The 18,801-nt window shown below is 70.5% G+C and carries 17 protein-coding genes; 9 read left to right on the plus strand and 8 right to left on the minus strand.

What is annotated here, in order from left to right:
- Positions 1-18: 18 nt before the first annotated feature.
- A complete protein-coding gene (locus tag ABZ624_RS27750) occupies positions 19-1,290 on the plus strand; it encodes an ATP-binding protein (RefSeq protein WP_360094444.1) in 1,272 nt (423 codons plus the stop codon).
- 6 nt (positions 1,291-1,296) lie between these two features.
- On the opposite strand, the gene ABZ624_RS27755 is transcribed toward ABZ624_RS27750, so the two are convergent.
- A complete protein-coding gene (locus tag ABZ624_RS27755) occupies positions 1,297-1,803 on the minus strand; it encodes a GtrA family protein (protein ID WP_360094447.1) in 507 nt (168 codons plus the stop codon).
- 182 nt (positions 1,804-1,985) lie between these two features.
- Between ABZ624_RS27755 and ABZ624_RS27760 the strand changes: the two genes are divergently transcribed.
- The 3 genes from ABZ624_RS27760 to ABZ624_RS27770 are packed head-to-tail and all read left to right on the plus strand — an operon-like array spanning position 1,986 to position 4,836.
- Positions 1,986-3,125, plus strand: coding sequence for a 5-(carboxyamino)imidazole ribonucleotide synthase (locus tag ABZ624_RS27760; protein WP_360094450.1), 1,140 nt, complete (start codon positions 1,986-1,988; stop codon positions 3,123-3,125).
- Positions 3,122-3,643, plus strand: coding sequence for a 5-(carboxyamino)imidazole ribonucleotide mutase (gene purE / locus ABZ624_RS27765; RefSeq protein ID WP_360094453.1), 522 nt, complete (start codon positions 3,122-3,124; stop codon positions 3,641-3,643). Before ABZ624_RS27760 ends, purE begins: the two co-directional genes overlap by 4 nt.
- 5 nt (positions 3,644-3,648) lie before the next feature.
- On the plus strand, positions 3,649-4,836 hold the full coding sequence (locus ABZ624_RS27770) for a dipeptidase (protein ID WP_360094456.1): 1,188 nt from the start codon (positions 3,649-3,651) through the stop codon (positions 4,834-4,836).
- Positions 4,837-4,932: 96 nt separating this feature from the next.
- Here ABZ624_RS27770 and ABZ624_RS27775 read toward each other — a convergent pair whose 3' ends face one another.
- Entirely contained in the window at positions 4,933-5,319 is a 387-nt protein-coding gene (locus tag ABZ624_RS27775; protein WP_360094459.1) for a VOC family protein, read from the minus strand.
- 20 nt (positions 5,320-5,339) lie between these two features.
- The gene (locus ABZ624_RS27780; protein WP_360094462.1) at positions 5,340-5,711 is read right to left on the minus strand and encodes a VOC family protein; all 372 of its coding nucleotides are present in this window, start codon (positions 5,709-5,711) and stop codon (positions 5,340-5,342) included.
- Between the two features lie 98 nt (positions 5,712-5,809).
- On the opposite strand from ABZ624_RS27780, the gene ABZ624_RS27785 reads away from it, so the two are divergent.
- Positions 5,810-6,316 carry a CGNR zinc finger domain-containing protein gene (locus ABZ624_RS27785; RefSeq protein WP_360094465.1) on the plus strand — a complete coding sequence of 169 codons (507 nt, stop codon included), beginning with the start codon at positions 5,810-5,812 and terminating at the stop codon, positions 6,314-6,316.
- Between the two features lie 98 nt (positions 6,317-6,414).
- Here ABZ624_RS27785 and ABZ624_RS27790 read toward each other — a convergent pair whose 3' ends face one another.
- Positions 6,415-7,758 carry a UDP-glucose/GDP-mannose dehydrogenase family protein gene (locus ABZ624_RS27790; protein WP_360094468.1) on the minus strand — a complete coding sequence of 448 codons (1,344 nt, stop codon included), beginning with the start codon at positions 7,756-7,758 and terminating at the stop codon, positions 6,415-6,417.
- Positions 7,759-7,939: 181 nt separating this feature from the next.
- On the opposite strand from ABZ624_RS27790, the gene ABZ624_RS27795 reads away from it, so the two are divergent.
- Complete coding sequence (locus ABZ624_RS27795) at positions 7,940-9,097, plus strand: acyl-CoA dehydrogenase family protein (protein ID WP_360094471.1); 1,158 nt, start codon at positions 7,940-7,942, stop codon at positions 9,095-9,097.
- A 162-nt stretch (positions 9,098-9,259) separates the two neighbouring features.
- On the plus strand, positions 9,260-9,622 hold the full coding sequence (locus ABZ624_RS27800) for a four-helix bundle copper-binding protein (RefSeq protein ID WP_360094474.1): 363 nt from the start codon (positions 9,260-9,262) through the stop codon (positions 9,620-9,622).
- 90 nt (positions 9,623-9,712) lie between these two features.
- Here the strand turns inward: ABZ624_RS27800 and ABZ624_RS27805 are convergent, their stop codons facing one another.
- Both ABZ624_RS27805 and ABZ624_RS27810 read right to left on the minus strand, forming a co-directional pair.
- Positions 9,713-11,338: an LCP family protein gene (locus tag ABZ624_RS27805; protein WP_360094477.1), complete on the minus strand. Its 1,626-nt coding sequence runs from the start codon at positions 11,336-11,338 to the stop codon at positions 9,713-9,715.
- Between the two features lie 785 nt (positions 11,339-12,123).
- Positions 12,124-13,440 carry an LCP family protein gene (locus tag ABZ624_RS27810; RefSeq protein ID WP_360094480.1) on the minus strand — a complete coding sequence of 439 codons (1,317 nt, stop codon included), beginning with the start codon at positions 13,438-13,440 and terminating at the stop codon, positions 12,124-12,126.
- A gap of 119 nt (positions 13,441-13,559) precedes the next feature.
- Here ABZ624_RS27810 and ABZ624_RS27815 point away from each other — a divergent pair, with 119 nt between their 5' ends.
- Positions 13,560-14,120 carry an acyl-CoA thioesterase gene (locus ABZ624_RS27815; protein WP_360094483.1) on the plus strand — a complete coding sequence of 187 codons (561 nt, stop codon included), beginning with the start codon at positions 13,560-13,562 and terminating at the stop codon, positions 14,118-14,120.
- A gap of 64 nt (positions 14,121-14,184) precedes the next feature.
- Here ABZ624_RS27815 and ABZ624_RS27820 read toward each other — a convergent pair whose 3' ends face one another.
- Positions 14,185-15,546: an LCP family protein gene (locus ABZ624_RS27820; protein ID WP_360094486.1), complete on the minus strand. Its 1,362-nt coding sequence runs from the start codon at positions 15,544-15,546 to the stop codon at positions 14,185-14,187.
- Between the two features lie 254 nt (positions 15,547-15,800).
- On the opposite strand from ABZ624_RS27820, the gene ABZ624_RS27825 reads away from it, so the two are divergent.
- Positions 15,801-16,829 carry a glycosyltransferase family 2 protein gene (locus ABZ624_RS27825; protein WP_360094489.1) on the plus strand — a complete coding sequence of 343 codons (1,029 nt, stop codon included), beginning with the start codon at positions 15,801-15,803 and terminating at the stop codon, positions 16,827-16,829.
- 77 nt (positions 16,830-16,906) lie between these two features.
- On the opposite strand, the gene ABZ624_RS27830 is transcribed toward ABZ624_RS27825, so the two are convergent.
- On the minus strand, positions 16,907-18,667 hold the full coding sequence (locus tag ABZ624_RS27830; protein ID WP_360094492.1) for an LCP family protein: 1,761 nt from the start codon (positions 18,665-18,667) through the stop codon (positions 16,907-16,909).
- Between the last annotated feature and the right edge of the window lie 134 nt (positions 18,668-18,801).

An 18,801-nucleotide genomic window follows, 5' to 3' on the forward strand; every position in this document is an offset into this window, starting at 1 on the left:
TCACCCAGGTAACGGAACATGCGCCGACGTCTCATCCAGTCCACCCTCGCCGTCGTCCTCGTGGTGATCGCCGTCTTCGGCATCTCCCTGGTGATCGTCGAGACCCGCACGATCAGCAACAGCGCCCAGGAGCGGGTGGAGTCCGAGGCGGTGCGGCTGGCCAGCATCGTGGACAGCCGGATCCTCGCCGTCGAGAACGTCAACGCGAACGTGCTGCGCAACCCGGTCAGCAAGGACCAGTACGCGGTGATCCGCATGCCCGGCAGGCCGCCGATAGAGATCGGCACCCAGCCGCGGGGCGACGTCATCACCGCCTCGCAGACGGGCGAGGAGGGCGAGCAGGTCACCGTGCAGGAGCCCCGCTCCTCGGTGACCCGCGAGGTCGGCCGGACCCTGCTGATCATCGCGCTGGTGGCGCTGCTCGCGGTCGTCGCCGCCGTCCTGCTCGCCGTACGGCAGGCCAACCGGCTCGCCTCCCCGCTGACCGACCTCGCCGAGACCGCCGAACGGCTCGGCTCCGGCGACCCGCGCCCGCGGCACAAGCGGTACGGCGTCCCCGAGCTGGACCGGGTCGCCGATGTGCTGGACTCCTCCGCCGAGCGGATCGGGCGGATGCTGACCGCCGAGCGGCGTCTCGCGGCGGACGCCTCCCACCAGCTGCGCACCCCGCTGACCGCGCTGTCCATGCGGCTGGAGGAGATCACCCTCACCGACGACCCGGACACCGTGAAGGAAGAGGCGAACGTCGCGCTCACCCAGGTCGAGCGGCTCACGGACGTGGTCGAGCGGCTGCTGACCAACTCCCGCGACCCGCGTACCGGCTCCGCCGTCACCTTCGACCTGGACGAGGTCATCCAGCAGCAGCTCGCCGAGTGGCGGCCCGCCTACCGCAGCGCCGGCCGGGCCATCGTCAGCTCCGGCAAGCGGCATCTGCAGGCCGTCGGCACGCCGGGAGCGGTCGCCCAGGTGCTGGCGGCACTGATCGAGAACTCCCTCATGCACGGCGGCGGCACGGTCGCGCTGCGCACCCGGGTCACCGGCAACCAGGCCGTGGTCGAGGTCACCGACGAGGGCCCCGGCGTCCCGGCCGACCTGGGCGCGCGGATCTTCGAGCGGACGATCAGCGGACGGAACTCCACGGGGATCGGCCTGGCCGTCGCCCGCGACCTCGCGGAGGCCGACGGCGGCCGTCTGGAGCTGCTCCAGGCCCAGCCGCCGGTGTTCGGTCTGTTCCTGTCGCGTACCCCGCCGGCCCGCAAGCCGGAGGAGGACCGGCCGACGGTCCGCTGAACGGGGTCACGGAACCCGCTGCGACTTCGGCTCCGGCTCGGGGTGGGGCTTCTTCGACTCGGCCACCAGGATCGACTCCGCCTCCTTCGTCGGCTGCACGCGGAACACCCACGTGCGGTACGACCAGAAACGGAACAGGGTCGCGACGCCGATGCCGACGAACTTGAAGACGTTGCTCTGCAGCGGGCTGTCCCAGCCGAACCCGTAGGTCGCCGCGTACAGCACGCCGTTCTCGATCACCAGGCCGATCGCGCTGAAGAACAGGAACAGCGTGAGTTCCTTGGTGCGGCCGCCCTTGTCGCGGTCCCGGTACGTCCAGTAACGGAAGCCGACGTAGTTGAACGCGATCGCGACCACCGTCGCGATGATGCTCGCGCGCACCACCGGCAGGTCGGAGACGTGCCGGACGAGGTTGAAGACGCCGAGGTTGACGAAGATGCCCGCAACGCCGACGGTGCCGAACTTGGCCACCTCGCGTACGAGCCGTTGCAGCCCCGAGGAACGAGGTTCCATGGCTGTGCAGCTCCCGTCGGTAGGTTTCGTCAGCCCAGCCATGCTATCCAGGTGCGCTCGCCGATGCCTCCGCACCGGGCCACAGCTCGGAAACAGGTCGGAAAGAGGCCGGAAAGCTACCGGTAAGAGACCGTGAGAGGGACGCGATCCGGCCGCCCCGCCGTGGCCGATACGCTAGAGGCGTGACGTTCCCGGTAGTCGGCATGGTCGGCGGGGGGCAGCTCGCGCGTATGACGCACGAGGCGGGCATCCCGTTGGGCATCAGGTTCAAGCTTCTCAGTGACACCCCTCTGGACTCGGCGGCGCAGGTCGTGAGCGATGTCGTCATCGGCGACTATCGCGACCTGGACACGCTGCGTGAGTTCGCGCGCGGTTGCGACGTGATCACCTTCGATCACGAACATGTACCCACCGAGCACCTCAGGGCCCTGCAGGCGGACGGCATCCCCGTGCGTCCGGGGCCCGACGCGCTGGTGCACGCCCAGGACAAGGGCGTGATGCGCGCGAAGCTCGACGCGATCGGCATCCCGTGCCCACGGCACCGGATCGTCACCGATCCGGAGGACGTGGTCCGGTTCGCGGCGGAAGGGGACGGCTTCCCGGTCGTCCTCAAGACCGTCCGCGGCGGCTACGACGGCAAGGGCGTGTGGGTGGTGGAGACCGCCGAGGAGGCCTCCGACCCGTTCCGGGCCGGCGTCCCGGTCCTCGCCGAGGAGAAGGTCGACTACGTCCGCGAGCTGGCCGCCAACGTCGTACGCTCCCCGCACGGCCAGGCCGTCGCCTACCCGGTGGTGGAGTCGCAGCAGGTCAAGGGGGTCTGCGACACGGTCATCGCCCCCGCCCCGGACCTGGACGATTCCCTCGCGCTGCAGGCCGAGCGGATGGCGCTGACCATCGCCAAGGAGCTGGACGTCGTCGGGCACCTCGCCGTGGAGCTGTTCCAGACCCGCGACGGCCGCATCCTCGTCAACGAACTGGCGATGCGCCCGCACAACTCCGGCCACTGGACCCAGGACGGCGCGATCACCTCGCAGTTCGCCAACCACGTCCGGGCGGTCCTCGACCTCCCGCTCGGCGACCCGCGCCCGCGCGCCAGGTGGACGGTCATGGTCAACGTCCTCGGCGGCGACTACCCGGACATGTACTCCGCGTACTTGCACTGCATGGCCCGTGACCCCAAGCTCAAGATCCACATGTACGGCAAGGACGTGAAGCCCGGCCGCAAGGTCGGACACGTCAACACCTACGGCGACGACCTGGACGACGTGCTGGAGCGCGCCCGTCACGCAGCCGGCTACCTGAGAGGCACGATCACCGAATGAGCCCTGTTGTTGGCATCGTCATGGGGTCGGACAGCGACTGGCCCGTCATGGAGGCCGCCGCCAAGGCCCTGGACGAGTTCGAGATCGCCTACGAGGTCGACGTCGTCTCCGCGCACCGCATGCCCCGCGAGATGATCACGTACGGCGAGCAGGCCGCCGACCGCGGCCTGAAGGTGATCATCGCCGGTGCCGGGGGCGCCGCCCACCTGCCGGGCATGCTCGCCTCCGTCACCCCGCTTCCGGTCATCGGCGTGCCCGTGCCGCTGAAGTACCTCGACGGCATGGACTCCCTGCTGTCGATCGTGCAGATGCCGGCCGGCGTGCCCGTCGCCACCGTCTCCGTCGCCGGCGCCCGCAACGCCGGTCTCCTCGCGGCCCGCATGCTCGCCGCGCACGACGAGGACCTGCTGCACAAGATGCGCGACTTCCAGCAGGACCTCAACGACCAGGCCACCGAGAAGGGCAAGCGGCTGCGCTCCAAGGTCGAGGGCCAGGGCCACTTCGGCTTCGGGAAGTGACGCGGATGACCTCCCTGGACGAGGCCCGCGCGCTGCTGCGTGAGTTCCCGGTCGTCGACGGCCACAACGACCTGCCGTGGGCGCTGCGCAAGAAGGCCGGCTACGACCTGGACAAGCTGGACATCGCCGGCCGCCAGAACGCGCATCTGCACACCGACCTCCCGCGGCTGCGCGAGGGCGGGGTCGGGGCCCAGTACTGGTCGGTGTACGTGCCCTGCGAGCAGCCGGAGCCGGTGGCGGCGACGCTGGAGCAGATCGACTGCGTACGGCAGCTGCTGGCCCGCTACCCGGCGGATCTGGCGCCCGCGCTGACCGCCGGTGACATGGCGGCGGCGCGCCGGGACGGCCGTATCGCCTCCCTGATGGGCGCCGAGGGCGGCCACTCCATCGCCAACTCGCTCGGCACCCTGCGCGGCCTGTACGCGCTGGGCGTGCGCTACATGACGCTCACCCACAACTCCAATGTGGACTGGGCGGACTCCGCGACCGACGAGCCGAAGGCCGGCGGCCTGACCGCCTTCGGCCGCGAGGTCGTCCGCGAGATGAACCGGCTCGGCATGCTGGTCGACCTCTCGCACGTGGCGGCGACGACGATGCGGGACGCGCTGGACGCGACCTCCGCGCCGGTGGTCTTCTCGCACTCCTCGTCCCGCGCGGTCTGCGACCACCCGCGCAACATCCCCGACGACGTCCTGGAGCGGCTGCCCGCCAACGGCGGGGTGGCGATGGTGACGTTCGTGCCGAAGTTCGTGCTCCAGGCGGCCGTGGACTGGACAGCCGCGGCCGACGAGAACCTGCGCGCCCACGGCTTCCACCACCTGGACACCGGCGCCGAGGCGATGAGACTGCACCGTGCCTTCGAGGAGCGCAGCCCGCGCCCGGTCGCCACGGTGTCCACGATCGCGGACCATCTGGACCACATGCGCGAGGTGGCCGGCATCGACCACCTGGGCATCGGCGGCGACTACGACGGCACCGCGTTCACCCCGGACGGCCTCAGCGACGTCTCCGGCTACCCGAACCTGCTCGCCGAACTGCTGGACCGCGGCTGGTCCAAGGCCGACCTGGCCAAGCTGACCTGGCAGAACGCGGTGCGGGTGCTGGGCGCGGCGGAGGACGTGGCCCGCGGCCTTCAGGCCACGCGCGCGCCCTCCAACGCCACCATCGAGTCACTCGACAACGGCGCCGCCTGACCGTCCAGGGTGGGGTAGTCGTTGTAGCCCTCGGCCCTGCCCACGTACATGGTGACCGCACGGCCGGCGAGAGCTGAGCGGACCACCCCGGACGTCTCACTCGATCCGGCACAGACAGAACGGATGCCCGGCCGGATCGGCATACACCTGGAAGTCCTTCTTCTCCCGGTCCTCCAGATCCAGCGGCCGGGCGCCCAGCGCGAGCACCCGCTCATGGGCCGCGTCGACCTCCGCCCAGGTCTTGCCCGCGTCGAAGTCGAGGTGGAACTGCTGGCTGTTGCGGTCCGCGCGCGGCCACTCCGGCGGGGTGTACCCCTCGGCCCGCTGGAAGGCCAGCCGCGGCCCGTCCGGGACCTTCAGCACGACCCAGTCGTCGTCCTCGGCCTGCGGGGTGCCCCCGGCCACCGCCGCGTAGAACGCGGCCAGCGCGTGCGGATCGGGACAGTCGAGGACGACGGAACGGAATCGGGCGACGGACGCCATGATCTCCTCCTTCGGACGGCTCAGCAGGCGCACAGGCAGAACGGGTGCCCCGCCGGATCGGCGTACACACGGAAGGTCCGCTCGCGGTCCTCGGTGTCCAGGGGGCGCGCCCCCAGCTCCAGCACCCCCTTCTCCGCCGCGTCCAGGTCCTCCACGACCAGGTCCAGATGGAACTGCTGCGAGCCGTCCGGCGAGGGCCACTTCGGCGGCACGTGCCCCGGCGCCTCCTGGAAGGCCAGCGCCGGGCCGCCGGGCACCTTCAGGTACACCCACTCGCCGCTGTCGTCGCAGTTCGCCTCCACCGTGCCGCCCAGCACCGCGGCGTAGAAGCCGGCCAGCGCATGGGGGTCGGGACAGTCCAGCACCACGACGTCGAGCTTGGCGAGAGCCATGACTACCTCCTCGGGTTACCTGCAGGAGGGTTACCCGTAGCAAGGGGTAACCAGTAACGGTTACTGCATGCTCCCGCATGGGGGGTAACGTCGCAAGCATGAGTGAGAGATCGGCCGCTCCCGGAGCCCTCGCGCTGGTCGAGTCCCTGGTCAACACGCTGGACATCGAAGCCGGCACGGACACGCTGGACACCGAGGCGGGCCGGGAGCGCTTCGGGATCACCGAAGACGGGCTCGAGGAGGCACGGGAGCTGCGGGAGTCGCTGCGGGCCGTGCTGCTCGCGCACGCCGGGCACCCGGCGCACCGGGCGGTGACCCCGCTCGGCGAGCTGCTGTCCCGCGCCCCCCTGTACGTCGCCGTCGACGAGCGGGACGGCTCCGCGGCGCTGGCCCCCGCCCCCGGCGGTCCCCTGCTCTGCCGCGTTGCCGCGGCCGTCGCCGAGGGCCTGACGGAAGGCACCTGGATGCGGCTCAAGGCCTGCGAGGCCGAGACCTGCCACTGGGCCTACTACGACCGCAGCCCCGCCGGACGTGGCCGCTGGTGCTCGATGCAGGTGTGCGGGGCGCGCGCGAAGATGCGGCGCTACCGGGCGAAGGGTGCGTGACGCACAGCTCCTTGGTGCAGAATGCGGAAGACGCCGGTTCGGCCGACTGAGCCTCGGCCGAACCGGCGTCACCCGTGTGGCCCCATCTCCTCAGGCCCTCAGGCCGTCGGGCGGCCCATCGCCCGGTACGTCCAGCCCGCCCGGCGCCACAGCTCCGGGTCGAGCGTGTTGCGGCCGTCCAGGATCACCCGGTCCGCCGCTGCCTCGCCGAGCGCCGCCGGGTCCAGCTCGCGGAACTCCCGCCACTCGGTGAGGTGCAGGACGACATCGGCGCCCCGGACCGCGTCCAGCGCCGAGTCGGCGTACCCGAGGGTGGGGAAGATCCGGCGGGCGTTCTCCATGCCCTTCGGGTCGTACACGGTGACCTGGCCGCCCTGGAGGTGGATCTGGCCGGCCACGTTCAGCGCCGGCGAGTCACGCACGTCGTCCGAGTCGGGCTTGAACGTGGCGCCGAGCACCGCGACCCGCTTGCCGAGGAAGGAACCGCCGCCGAGCGCCTCCCGGGTCATTTCCACCATCTGGCCGCGCCGGCGCATGTTGATGGAGTCGATCTCACGCAGGAAGGTCAGCGCCTGGTCCGCGCCCAGCTCGCCGGCCCGCGCCATGAACGCCCGGATGTCCTTCGGCAGACAGCCGCCGCCGAAGCCGATCCCGGCGCGCAGGAACTTCGCCCCGATCCGGTCGTCGTGCCCGATGGCCTCCGCCAGCTTCGCCACGTCACCGCCCGCGGCCTCGCACACCTCCGCCATCGCGTTGATGAAGGAGATCTTCGTGGCGAGGAAGGAGTTCGCGGCCGTCTTCACCAGCTCCGCGGTGGGGAAGTCGGTCACGACGAACGGCGTGCCCTCGCCGATCGGCGTGGCGTACACCTCGCGCAGCAGCTTCTCGGCCCGCTCGCTGCGCACGCCCGCCACGATCCGGTCCGGGTGCAGGGTGTCCTGCACGGCGAAGCCCTCGCGCAGGAACTCCGGGTTCCAGGCCAGCTCGGCGTCCCCGCCCGCCGGGGCGTGCCCGGCGAGGTAGCGGGCCAGCCGGTCGGCGGAGCCCACCGGCACGGTCGACTTGCCGACGACCAGGGCCGGGCCGTGCAGATGCGGGGCGAGCGAGGAGATCGCGGCGTCGACGTACCCCATGTCGCAGGCGTACTCGCCGTGCTTCTGCGGCGTGTTCACACACACGAAGTGGACGTCGCCGAAAGCGCCGACCTCGGCCCAGTCGGTGGTGAACCGCAGCCGCCCCGTGGAGCCCTCGAAGCCCGGGACGTGCTTGCGCAGCAGCTCCTCCAGCCCCGGCTCGTACATCGGGGTCTCGCCGCGCTCCAGCATGGCGATCTTCTCGGGTACGACATCGAGCCCCAGCACCTCGAATCCCAGCTCGGCCATGGCCGCGGCGTGCGTGGCGCCTAGGTAGCCGGTGCCGATCACGGTGATCTTCAGGCTCATGGATGTGCTCCAGATCGGGGTACGTCGGTGATGCGGAGCCGAGCATAGTCGGGCCGTCCACCGGGCAATTTCCCCGCTGTCGCCAAGCTCACGTAGGCGTCCCCCGGGCCGCCCTCTAAAATTTGAGTTACTTAACGGTAATTAGCGTCAGTATCACTGCGTCTTTGGAGCGTGAGAGACCGTGGCCGGATCGGCTGACTTCGACCTGTACCGCCCGTCCGAGGAGCACGACATGCTCCGGGACGCCGTCCGTTCCCTGGTCGAGGCGAAGATCGCGCCGTTCGCCGCGGCGGTGGACGAGGAGGCCCGCTTCCCGCAGGAGGCCCTCGACGCCCTCGTCGCAGGCGACCTGCACGCGGTGCACGTCCCCGAGGAGTACGGCGGCGCCGGCGCCGACGCGCTCGCCACGGTCATCGTGATCGAGGAGGTGGCCCGCGCCTGCGTGTCCTCCTCCCTCATCCCCGCCGTGAACAAGCTGGGCTCCCTCCCGGTGATCCTCTCCGGCGGCGAGGAATTGAAGAAGAAGTACCTGACCCCGCTGGCCAAGGGCGACGCGATGTTCTCGTACTGCCTGTCCGAGCCGGAGGCGGGCTCGGACGCGGCCGGCATGAAGACCAGGGCGGTCCGCGACGGCGACCACTGGATCCTCAACGGCGTCAAGCGCTGGATCACCAACGCCGGCGTGTCGGAGTACTACACGGTCATGGCCGTGACCGACCCGGAGAAGCGCTCCAAGGGCATCTCCGCCTTCGTCGTCGAGAAGTCCGACCCGGGCGTGTCCTTCGGCGCCCCGGAGAAGAAGCTCGGCATCAAGGGCTCCCCGACCCGCGAGGTCTACTTCGACAACGTCCGCATCCCCGCCGACCGCATGATCGGCGAGGAGGGCACCGGCTTCGCGACCGCGATGAAGACCCTGGACCACACCCGCATCACCATCGCCGCGCAGGCGCTCGGTGTCGCCCAGGGCGCCCTCGACTACGCCAAGGGCTACGTCCAGGAGCGCAAGCAGTTCGGCAAGGCGATCGCCGACTTCCAGGGCATCCAGTTCATGCTCGCCGACATGTCGATGAAGATCTCGGCGGCCCGCGCCCTCACCTACCAGGCCGCCGCCGCCTCCGAGCGCGGCGACGCCGACCTCACCTACCTGGGCGCCGCCGCCAAGTGCTTCGCCTCGGACGTGGCCATGGAGGTCACCACGGACGCCGTCCAGCTGCTCGGCGGCTACGGCTACACGCGCGACTACCCGGTGGAGCGGATGATGCGCGACGCCAAGATCACGCAGATTTATGAGGGCACGAATCAGGTTCAGCGGATCGTCATGGCCCGCAACCTGCCGTAACGGCCGGCGCCGCACGGTTCTTCGGGGAAGGCGCCCTCCGGGGCGCCTTTCCGCTGTCCGGGCACACCTGCCGACCGGTCGGTCACATGCGGGGTATGCCGTGGGGACGTAGGACGGAAGCACACGGGACCCGTCCCGGGTCCCCGCCTCCGAGGAGGAGCCATGACCCAGTCCCAGACGATGCCTGCCCTCACGCCGCAGATGCAGGACTGCATCGAGGCGTGCATGAACTGCCACAGCATGTGCGAGGAGACCATGAGCTCCTGCATGCAGAAGGGCGGCCAGCAGCAGATGCAGGTCATGCGTGCGCTGATGGACTGCTCCGAGACGACCCGCATGTGCGCCGACATGATGATGCGCCGCTCGCCCATGTCCGGCGAGATGTGCATGGTCTGCGCCAAGGTGTGCGACATGTGCGCCGAGGCGTGTATGTCCATGCCCGACGACCAGCAGATGATGCGCTGCGCGGAGGCGTGTCGCCGCTGTGCGGAGACCTGTCGTGCGATGGCGGGCGCCAAGATGTGACGCCCGCCGCGGGGGCCGCGACTCCCTTCGGGTCGCGGTCCCTCACCGGGGGTACGCCCCGCTCACCGGGCTCCGCTCACCGGGCCCCGCTCACCAGGTGAAGCCCTTCTGGACCTCCATGCAGGCGCCCTTCTGGTCGCCGGGGAGCACGGCCGCCGACGTGGGGGCCTTCGTCGGCTGGGAGGGCGCCTTGTACGCGGTGCCGGTGCGCCAGTCGGCGCCCACGAGCAGCGTGACACCCGAGACGTCGGTCGACTTCTGCACCTGCTTCAGCGGTACCCCGAGCGCCTGGGCCACCGCTTGGGCGTCGCCTTCCAGATCGGCGCTGGGATACAGGACGGTGGTCTTGGCCTGCGAGGCGGGCGTGGAGTCCGCCGCGGCCCGGGCGAACCCCTTGCCCTGAAGGATCTGGACGACCGCGAGCGCCCGCTGCTGCGCCGGGGCCTGGCCGTCCGTTCCGGTGCCGTTGCGGACCTGCACCGCGATCCTGCCGTCCGGGTCCGCGGGGGTCTTCGCCTTCTCCTCGGCCTTCTTCTTCACGCCGCGTCCGTCCAGCGGGGTGTCGTCACGGACCATCGAGATGAGCTGGTCGGCGTCCTGGGGCGCGGGCACGAGCCGGTCTTTGTCCTGCGACCACTCCACGGTCGGCAGCGTCGTCATCGTGATGCGCTTGGTGGGGACCCGCTTGAACTCCTCGGACAGGTCGTACAGCTTCTTGATCGTCCCCAGGCCCTCGTCGACCTTGAGTGCCTTCGTCGCGGTCTCCGCCAGGTCACGCATCGCGCCGGGGTTGTCCAGCGTCGCCTTCTCGCGCAGCTGGCGCACCATCGCGTTCATGTACATGTGCTGGGCGTGGGTACGGCCGAGGTCGGTGCCGTCCTCGAAGCCGTAGCGGGTGCGCAGCCACTGCAGGGCCTGCTCGCCCTTGACGTACGTGGTGCCCTTCTTCAGCTTCAGGCCCGAGCCGTGACCGCTGGAGGTGTGCGACCAGACGTTCTGCTTGACGCACACCGGGACACCGCCGATGGCGTCCGCCATGTCGACCACGCCGGAGAAGTCGACCATCATGAAGTGGTCGATGTGGATGTTGGTCAGCTTCTGCCAGGTGGCGACCGTGCAGCCGGGGCCGCCGCGGGCCAGCGACTCGTTCGCCATGGCGAGGGAGAGCGCCGGGTACTTGTGGCCGTTGTGCGGGTCGGTGCACCTGGGGATCGGGATCTCCGTGTCGCGGGGCAGGCTGACCACGGACATGTTGGTGCGGTCGGCGGACACGTGCACCAGCATCTGTACGTCCGCGAGCCCCGGGCGGCCCGCCTCCTGCTTGGCCCCTCCGAGCGCCACGTCCGCCGCGCTGTTCCGGCTGTCCGAGCCGATCAGCAGGACGTTCAGCGGTGTCTGGCCGGCGGCGTTGGGGGTCGCCTCGGGCACATCGGAGTCGCCCAGGTTCAGCTTGTCCTTCTGGATGTTGGCGTTGAGGTGCTCGTAGTAGAGGTAAGCCGCGCCGGCGGTGCCGAGTATGACGACCGCCAGGGTCAACGCCGACCAGCGCAGTATCCGGCGCTTGGGCTTCGGCGATCCGGGCTCCGGACGACGTCTGCGTCCGCCGCTCCGCCTGCGGGCGCTCCGCCCGCCCTCCGCCTCGCTCTCCGCACCGGGTTCGCCGGCGTGCCGAGCCCGCGGCACCGCCCCTTCCTGGTCCACGCTGCTGTGTGCCATCTCCTGCCTTCCCGCCCTCGGCACCCTTACACCGCGGCTTCGTTGCGCGCCCACCGTCCTCCGGAGGTGTACGGCGCCCCTGTCGTTGTCTGTCGACCGTGCCCCGGTCGCCGGGCACCGGCCGAAGCGCGGGGCCGGCCCAGGGCCGCCCCGTGGCGCTGCGTTCAGTTAGACGCAGAAGGAAGCCCGGACGTCACAGGGCACATGTGACTTCGTCGGCCGTCGGCTTCACCTCGGCGGCTCGGTGCCTTCGCGGGCTGCCCGGGAGGCACGGCACCGTCCCGGCAGTCCTGACGGGTACTCAGCATCCCTGCAGGCAGCCCCTGTTGCATCGGTCCGGTCCTCGCCGGGCTTCAGGGCGGACGCCGAACGGCCCGTGACATCGGCGGGCTCACGCGTGGGCACGCCGACGTCGTGAAGTGCGCTTCGCACGGGGGGCGTGCAGCGGTACCCGGTGTTCCGACGGGGCGATGCCGTCCCCCCGCCCACGGTCCTGCGTGTCCACGGTCGCTTCGCCCTCCGTCGGGGCCGCGCGACGAGTCGCCCCCCAAAGACCCTCAGTGCAGTCGGTCGAACGGTGCACGATGTCACGGCAGTTCCGCACCGGATCGCACACACTATGCGCACAGTTCAGCGCCTGGACGCAGCGGTGACAAACCCCACGCGCGTACAACCGTCCGACTGGTCTGGTATGCGGCGAATGGGAGGCGTGCTTTGGCCCATGCTTTACCCGGTCATGACGCCGGTGGTCCCGGGGGCGTGACCGTGGACAGGCTTCCGGCCGCCTAGTTGCCGGTGACCGTCACCTTCTCGTCGTTGTTCAGCTCGTTGACGAGCGTCTTCACCTTCGCCTTGTCCCAGACGAGGTTGCCGCCGACGGAACCGGAGACCGGCATGTTCAACGACGTGCCGTCACCGCCCTGGACGCCCTTCATCGCCCAGAACATCGAGGCCAGGTCCCACAGGGACATGTCCTTGTCGACGATCAGGGAGTCCAGGCCCGCGCCCATGACCGGGTAGAACGTGAAGGGGTTGAGCACCGTGGACGGCGTGGCCACCTGGTGGGCCAGTGCCGACAGGAACTTCTGCTGGTTCTTGGTGCGCTGCAGGTCGGAGGCGGCGAAGGCGTGCCGGGTGCGGACGAAGGCGAGGGCCTGCTGGCCGTTCAGGGTCTGGTTGCCGGCCTTGAAGTCGGCGCCGGACCACTTGTCCTTGAAGCCCTTGTCGATATTGATCTCGACGCCGCCCACCGCGTCCACGATGCTGGCGAAGCCCTGGAAGCCGATCTCCACATAGTGGTCGATGTGCAGACCGGTGTTGGCCTCGATCGTGCGGACCAGCAGGGTCGGGCCGTCCTCGGCGTAGGTCGCGTTGAGCTTCTCCTGCCGGCCCGTGGCCGGGTAGGTCTTGCCGGACGTCCCCTTGAACGACGGGACGGTCACGTTCGAGTCGCGCGGCAGCGAGACCAGCGTGTCGCCGTTGTCGCCGACGTGCAGGATCATCATCGAGTCGGTGCGCTTGCCCTCGGCGCTGCCCGTGTGCAGCTTCTTCTCGTCCGCCTTGGACATGCCCTCACGGCTGTCCGAGCCGACGATCAGATAGTTCGTGCCGGAGCCCGAGGCGGGCCGGTCGATGACCGTGGACAGGTCGACCTCGCGGCGCAGCTTGGAGTCGGCCCAGAAGTAGGTCGCGACCGAGGTGACGACCAGCACGGTCCCCAGGGTGATCGCGGTCCACTTGATCCGGCGGCGCCAGTTCGGGCGCGGCCGGTACCGGCCGGTGTCCGGGTCCGGGTCGTCGGGTCCGAAGCCGCCGCCGCGGTGCCCGCCGCCGTAGACCTGGCCGGTGTTGTAACCGCTGTCGTAACCGGCGCCCTCGTCATATCCCCGGCCGTCCACGTACGACGGCTGCTGCGGGACACCGGCCCCGTACGGCGGTGCCGACGGGCCGGGATCGCCGTACGAGCGCTGCCCGGGCGGCACCCCCGGGCCGCGCCGCACCTGACGCATCACGCGGGCGCTCTCCGGCTGCGCGCCGCCACTGCCGCGTCCGTACCGCGGGCCGCGGTTGTCGTCGGACCATCCCTCGGGCCAGTCATTCATGCGCCCCAGTGTGCAGGGCGCCGCGGTGTGCCGTACAAGGGCTGTCGGAAAATAAGAGCGCCGCTGTTGCGAAGCTGACACAAATTCCGCGATTGTCACTTCGGCATAAGGTGGAGGGCATGACAGACCAGGCCACGGACGCGGATCCGGACATCGAACCGGACATCCCCGGCAAGCCGACCTCCGCCTCGCGCACCACTCTCAGCCACATCATGACCCACAGCGACACCAACCTGCTGGGGACGGTGCACGGCGGTGTGATCATGAAGCTGGTCGACGACGCGGCGGGCGCCGTGGCCGGCCGGCACTCCGGCGGCCCCGCCGTCACCGCGTCCATGGACGAGATGGCCTTCCTGGAACCGGTCCGCGTCGGCGACCTGGTCCATGTGAAGGCACAGGTGAACTGGACCGGCCGGACCTCCATGGAGGTCGGTGTGCGCGTCCTCGCCGAGCGCTGGAACGAGTCGACCCCGCCCACCCAGGTCGGTTCCGCCTATCTGGTCTTCGCCGCCGTCGACGCCGACGGCAAGCCGCGCCGGGTGCCGCCGGTGCTCGCGGAGACCGACCGTGACCGCCGCCGCTACCAGGAGGCCCAGATCCGCCGCACCCACCGCCTGGCCCGCCGCCGCGCGATCCGCGAGCTGCGGGAGCGGCGCGCCGCCGAAGGCTACGAGGACTGAGGACCACTGAGGGGGCCTGGGCAGGACTGAGGGGGAGCGGCCCGCTGTACGCACGGCGGAGCGCTCAGCACACCACCTCGTTGCCGCGCACCACGTTCTGCTGCGGCTGCTGCGGGTCGTCGAAGCGGACCTTGCGCACGTCCTTGAAGTCGGCCCCGGCGATCACCTTCAGCAGTGGCCCCTGGCCCGGTACGGGGCTCAGCTCGGCGCCGGGCAGGGCGGTGGCCAGGGAGCGGGCGGAGCGGTCCCAGCGGGGGTCGTACGAGATGACCGTGCGCGGCACGTGGGCGGGGGCGTCCACCGGCTGGTGGGTGGTGGCGAAGCCGGTCGCCGCGAGCGCCGCGTCGACCCGTTTGGCCAGGCCGGCCGTGCCGGTGCCGTTCGCCACCAGGACCCGGATCTGCCGCGGATCCACCTCGACCGGTGCAGCCGACGGGCCGTGCTGCGGGCGGTCCGCGGTGAGCGGCTTGTCGTCGCGCAGGGACGCGAAGAGCTGGGCCGTCCTGGCCTCGTCCCACTTCAGGGTCGAGCCGATGCCCTTGACCTGGTAGTTCAGCTGCGCGATGGGCACGGTGGTGAACTCGGAGGAGGACGGGGAGAGGTTCCGCATGGCCCGGCCGAGGTCGAGCAGCTCGTCGGTGCCGAACCCCACGTCGGCGCGGACCGAGCCGAGCACCGCCCGGGTCACGTCCCGGAACCGCATCGGGTTCAGCAGCACCCCCGAGGAGGTGGCCCTGTCGATCAGCTCGGCCAGGAACTGCTGCTGCCGCTTCATCCGGCCCAGGTCGCTCGCCCCGTCGATGTGCCGGGCCCGCACGTACTGCAGGGCCTGACCGCCCATGAGGGTATGTGTGCCGGGGGCGAGGTCGAGGCCGGTGTAGGAGTCCTTCAGCGGTGTCGTCGTACACACGGGGACCCCGCCGAGGACGTCCACGGTCTTCATGAAGCTGGCGAAGTCGACCTCCAGATAGTGGTCGATCTTCACATGGGTCATGTTCTCCACCGTGCGCACGGTCAGCTGGGGGCCGCCCTCGGCGTAGGCCGCGTTGAGCCTGATCGGATGCGGTCCGTGCGGCAGTCCGGTGGCCGGGTCGGTGTGCGCGGGCACCTCGGCGTAGGAGTCGCGGGGCAGGCTCACCACGGTGGCCCGGTCCCGGTTCTCCGAGATGTGCACGATCATCATGGTGTCGGTGCAGTGGCAGGGCGCCCCGCCCAGCCGGTACGCCCGCCGTTGCTGCTCGGTGATCCGGTCCCGGCCGTCGGTGCCGACCAGCAGGACGTTCGTGCCGTGGCCCGCACGCGGGCGGTTCTTCATGTCCTTGAAGGCGTCGACCCGGGCGATGCCCGCGTCCAGGCTGCTCATCACCGCGTGCCCGATCCCGGCGGAGGCGAGCACCACCACCGACAGCGTGGTCACCGCCCGCATGGCCCAGCGGGGCCGGGGCCGGGGCGGCCGGACGGACCGCACGGGCCGCTCGGGCGGGCGCGGCACATGGCGGGACGGCTGCGGTCGGCGCTGCGGACGCGCAGGGGACCGAGGCGGGCTGGCCAAAGGGGACACCTCCGGACGAGGCCGTACGTGGGATCCGTGAGCACCGTAGGCCGATACGATCTCCAGCCCGGTCCTACGCCCCTGCGGCGCGCACCGGTGTCCCCCGTTCGCGGTAACGTGAGGCCCCTATGAACGCCAAGCCCGACGTGCAGCTCCCCGCTGTTTCCGTGATCATGCCCGTCCTCAACGAGGAGCGGCATCTGCGCGCGGCCGTCCAGGCGATCCTCGCGCAGGAGTACGCCGGCGAGATGGAGGTCGTCGTCGCCCTCGGTCCGTCCACGGACCGCACGGACGAGATCGCGGCCCAGCTCGTGGCCGAAGACGCGCGTGTGCACACCGTCCCGAACCCCACCGGCCGCACCCCCGCCGCGCTGAACGCGGCGATCAAGGCCTCACGGCATCCGATCGTGGTGCGTGTCGACGGCCACGGCATGCTCTCGCCCAACTACATCGCCACCGCCGTGCGGCTCCTGGAGGAGACCGGCGCGCAGAACGTCGGCGGCCTCATGCACGCCGAGGGCGAGAACGACTGGGAGCACGCGGTCGCCGCCGCGATGACCTCGAAGATCGGTGTCGGCAACGCCGCCTTCCACACCGGCGGCGAGGCGGCCCCCGCCGAGACCGTCTACCTCGGTGTGTTCCGCCGCGAGGCCCTGGAACAGCAGGGCGGATACAACGAGGAGTTCATCCGCGCCCAGGACTGGGAGCTGAACTTCCGCATCCGTGAGGCGGGCGGCCTGATCTGGTTCTCGCCCGAGCTGAAGGTGTCGTACCGGCCGCGGCCGAGCGTGCGCGCTCTCGCCAAGCAGTACAAGGACTACGGCCGCTGGCGGCACGTCGTCGCCCGCTACCACTCCGGCTCCATCAACCTGCGCTATCTCGCCCCGCCGGCGGCGGTGTGCGCGGTCGCCGCCGGGATCGTGGTCGGCGCGGCGCTCACCCCGTGGGGCTTCGTCGTCCCCGGCGGCTATCTCGCGGCGATCGTCGCGGGCTCGGTCCCGGCGGGCAGGGGGCTGCCCCTGAAGGCCCGGCTGCAGATACCGGTGGCCCTGGCCACCATGCACATGTCGTGGGGCTGGGGCTTTCTGACCAGCCCGAAGTCACTGGCCAGGAAGGTCATCGCGGCACGGCGACCGGCGGTGCCCGCCGCACACTGAACGGCTGCGGTGCCCCCGCCCGGACATCCGGAAGGGCCCCTCTCCACACCGGGGAGGGGCCCTTCCCGGCTCTCATCTCAGCTGGCGCACTGGACCTTGTCCGCCGTCGACTTGTCGACCGACGGTGCCTTCGAGGGACCGGTGAGGAGGACCCCCGCGCCCTTGAAGTCCTTGCCCAGGGTCAGCGTCATCGCCGGCAGGCCCTGGGAGTTGGTCACGCTCCTGCCGGGCTTGAGCGCGGCACCGGGCAGGCCCATCAGGTGGGCCAACTCCCGTGCCTGAGCGGCCTGGTCGGGCGCGTACTCAAGGGTGGTCCGGTCCAGCGGCGCCGGCGCGTTGCCCGCGTTCTCGGACTTGAGCACGCCCTCCTTGGTCTGCAGCCAGGACAGGGTCTCCTGCGCGCTGCCGGCGTCGGCACCGCCGTTGAGGATCCGCACCCGGACGTCGGAGGGCGCGGACCGGCTGCCCTTGAGGCGTGCGGCCTCCGCGTCCTTCTCCGCCTTCTGCTTCTTCTTCACCTCGGTGAAGGAGACGTCGTTCTTGATCGCGTCGAAGACCTGGGGAGCGGTGGTCTGGTTGACGATGACGGTCTTGTGGACGACGCCGTCGGCCGGGTTGTCGATCACGGGCACCGTCACGAACGAGATGTTCTTCGGCGGTACCTTCTTCAGCTCCAGCGCGATGTCCTTGAGCGTGCCCACGTTGCCGATGCCCTTGTCGACGGTCAGCGCCTTCGTGGCGGCCTCGGCGAGGTCGATCAGCTTGCTCGGGTTGGTCAGCGTGTCGCTGGAGGACATCTTGCGCATCAGCGAGGCCATGAACTGCTGCTGCACCTTGATCCGGTCCAGGTCGCCCTGGTTGCCCCAGCTGTGCCGGGTCCGGACGAAGGCCAGGGCCTGCTCGCCCTCGATCTTGTGCTCGCCCGCGGGCAGGTTCAGGTGCGAGTCCTTGTCGTTCACCGCGTGGGCGAGACACACATCCACCCCGCCGACCGCCGTCGTCAGCGTCTTCACCGCGTTGAAGTCGACCATCATGAAGTGGTCCGGCACGATCCCGGTGACTTCCTGCACGGTGCGCATGGTGCAGCCGGGGTCGCGGCCGTCCTGGCCCAGGCTGGTGTTGAAGCGCACGTTGTCCGTGCCGGGGATGACCTTCTCGCTGCCGTCCGGCTGCTTGGTCGGGCAGTCCGGCACGTTCACGATCAGGTCGCGCGGAATGCTGAGCGCGGTCGCGTTGGTCCGGTCCTTGGAGACGTGCAGCAGGATGTTGGTGTCGGCGTGCCCGACGCTGCCCTTGTCGCCGTAGCCCTCGTTGCCCTTGCCGGTGCGTTTGTCGGTGCCGATGATCAGGATGTTGAAGGCGTCGTCCTTGCTGAAGCCGTCCTTGGCGGCGCTGCCGACGTCCGTCGTGGTGACGTTGCCCTCGAGGTGCTTGAGGTACAGATAGCCGGCGGTGCCGATGGCGACCAGTACGAACGCCGTGCCGCCGGCGGTCCACACCAGCACCTTCTTCGCCTTGGACTTCTTCTTCACCGGCCGCCGGGCCGCCCGCCGGCCCTGCGGCGTCTCCGGCTCGCCGCCCCGCCGCCGGGCCGAGCGCGGCGCCGGCACGTCACCGCCGCGCGCCTGGCGCGTCTCACGGGCCGCGCCGGGCGCCGCGTCATCACGGCGGCGCGGCCCACGCGCGTTGTCACCGGGAGCGGGTCTGCGGGGACTGGGGACCGACGACTGCGCTGCGGAAGGGCCCAGTCGCAGTTCGTATTCGCCGGTGTTCGGATTGAGCACCCACTGATCTGCGGGGTCGATGTTGTCCGCCCGCCCACGGCCTTGCGCGTCCACGGTTGTCCGAATCCTCCGTCGGGGCCACGCGGCGCCTTCCCCCAAGGCGCTCGGGTCTCGGTGAAACAGTGCACGACCCCAGGACGGACCTCGCGGTCAGGTGCACCGGGTCGCTCACCCTATCCGCCCAGTTC

Origin of the sequence: Streptomyces sp. NPDC007205 (assembly GCF_040634095.1) — a bacterium.
Classification (GTDB): Bacteria; Actinomycetota; Actinomycetes; order Streptomycetales; family Streptomycetaceae; genus Streptomyces.

Bases quoted from the DNA above. Each gene is read 5' to 3' on its own strand.
- ABZ624_RS27755 (WP_360094447.1), bottom strand. From the start codon at position 1,803: ATGGAACCTCGTTCCTCGGGGCTGCAACGGCTCGTACGCGAGGTGGCC.
- ABZ624_RS27825 (WP_360094489.1), top strand. From the start codon at position 15,801: ATGAACGCCAAGCCCGACGTGCAGCTCCCCGCTGTTTCCGTGATCATG.
- ABZ624_RS27750 (WP_360094444.1), top strand. From the start codon at position 19: ATGCGCCGACGTCTCATCCAGTCCACCCTCGCCGTCGTCCTCGTGGTG.
- ABZ624_RS27805 (WP_360094477.1), bottom strand. From the start codon at position 11,338: ATGGCACACAGCAGCGTGGACCAGGAAGGGGCGGTGCCGCGGGCTCGG.
- purE (WP_360094453.1), top strand. From the start codon at position 3,122: ATGAGCCCTGTTGTTGGCATCGTCATGGGGTCGGACAGCGACTGGCCC.
- ABZ624_RS27800 (WP_360094474.1), top strand. From the start codon at position 9,260: ATGACCCAGTCCCAGACGATGCCTGCCCTCACGCCGCAGATGCAGGAC.
- ABZ624_RS27815 (WP_360094483.1), top strand. From the start codon at position 13,560: ATGACAGACCAGGCCACGGACGCGGATCCGGACATCGAACCGGACATC.
- ABZ624_RS27770 (WP_360094456.1), top strand. From the start codon at position 3,649: ATGACCTCCCTGGACGAGGCCCGCGCGCTGCTGCGTGAGTTCCCGGTC.
- ABZ624_RS27810 (WP_360094480.1), bottom strand. From the start codon at position 13,440: ATGAATGACTGGCCCGAGGGATGGTCCGACGACAACCGCGGCCCGCGG.
- ABZ624_RS27785 (WP_360094465.1), top strand. From the start codon at position 5,810: ATGAGTGAGAGATCGGCCGCTCCCGGAGCCCTCGCGCTGGTCGAGTCC.
- ABZ624_RS27780 (WP_360094462.1), bottom strand. From the start codon at position 5,711: ATGGCTCTCGCCAAGCTCGACGTCGTGGTGCTGGACTGTCCCGACCCC.
- ABZ624_RS27790 (WP_360094468.1), bottom strand. From the start codon at position 7,758: ATGAGCCTGAAGATCACCGTGATCGGCACCGGCTACCTAGGCGCCACG.
- ABZ624_RS27820 (WP_360094486.1), bottom strand. From the start codon at position 15,546: ATGCGGGCGGTGACCACGCTGTCGGTGGTGGTGCTCGCCTCCGCCGGG.
- ABZ624_RS27775 (WP_360094459.1), bottom strand. From the start codon at position 5,319: ATGGCGTCCGTCGCCCGATTCCGTTCCGTCGTCCTCGACTGTCCCGAT.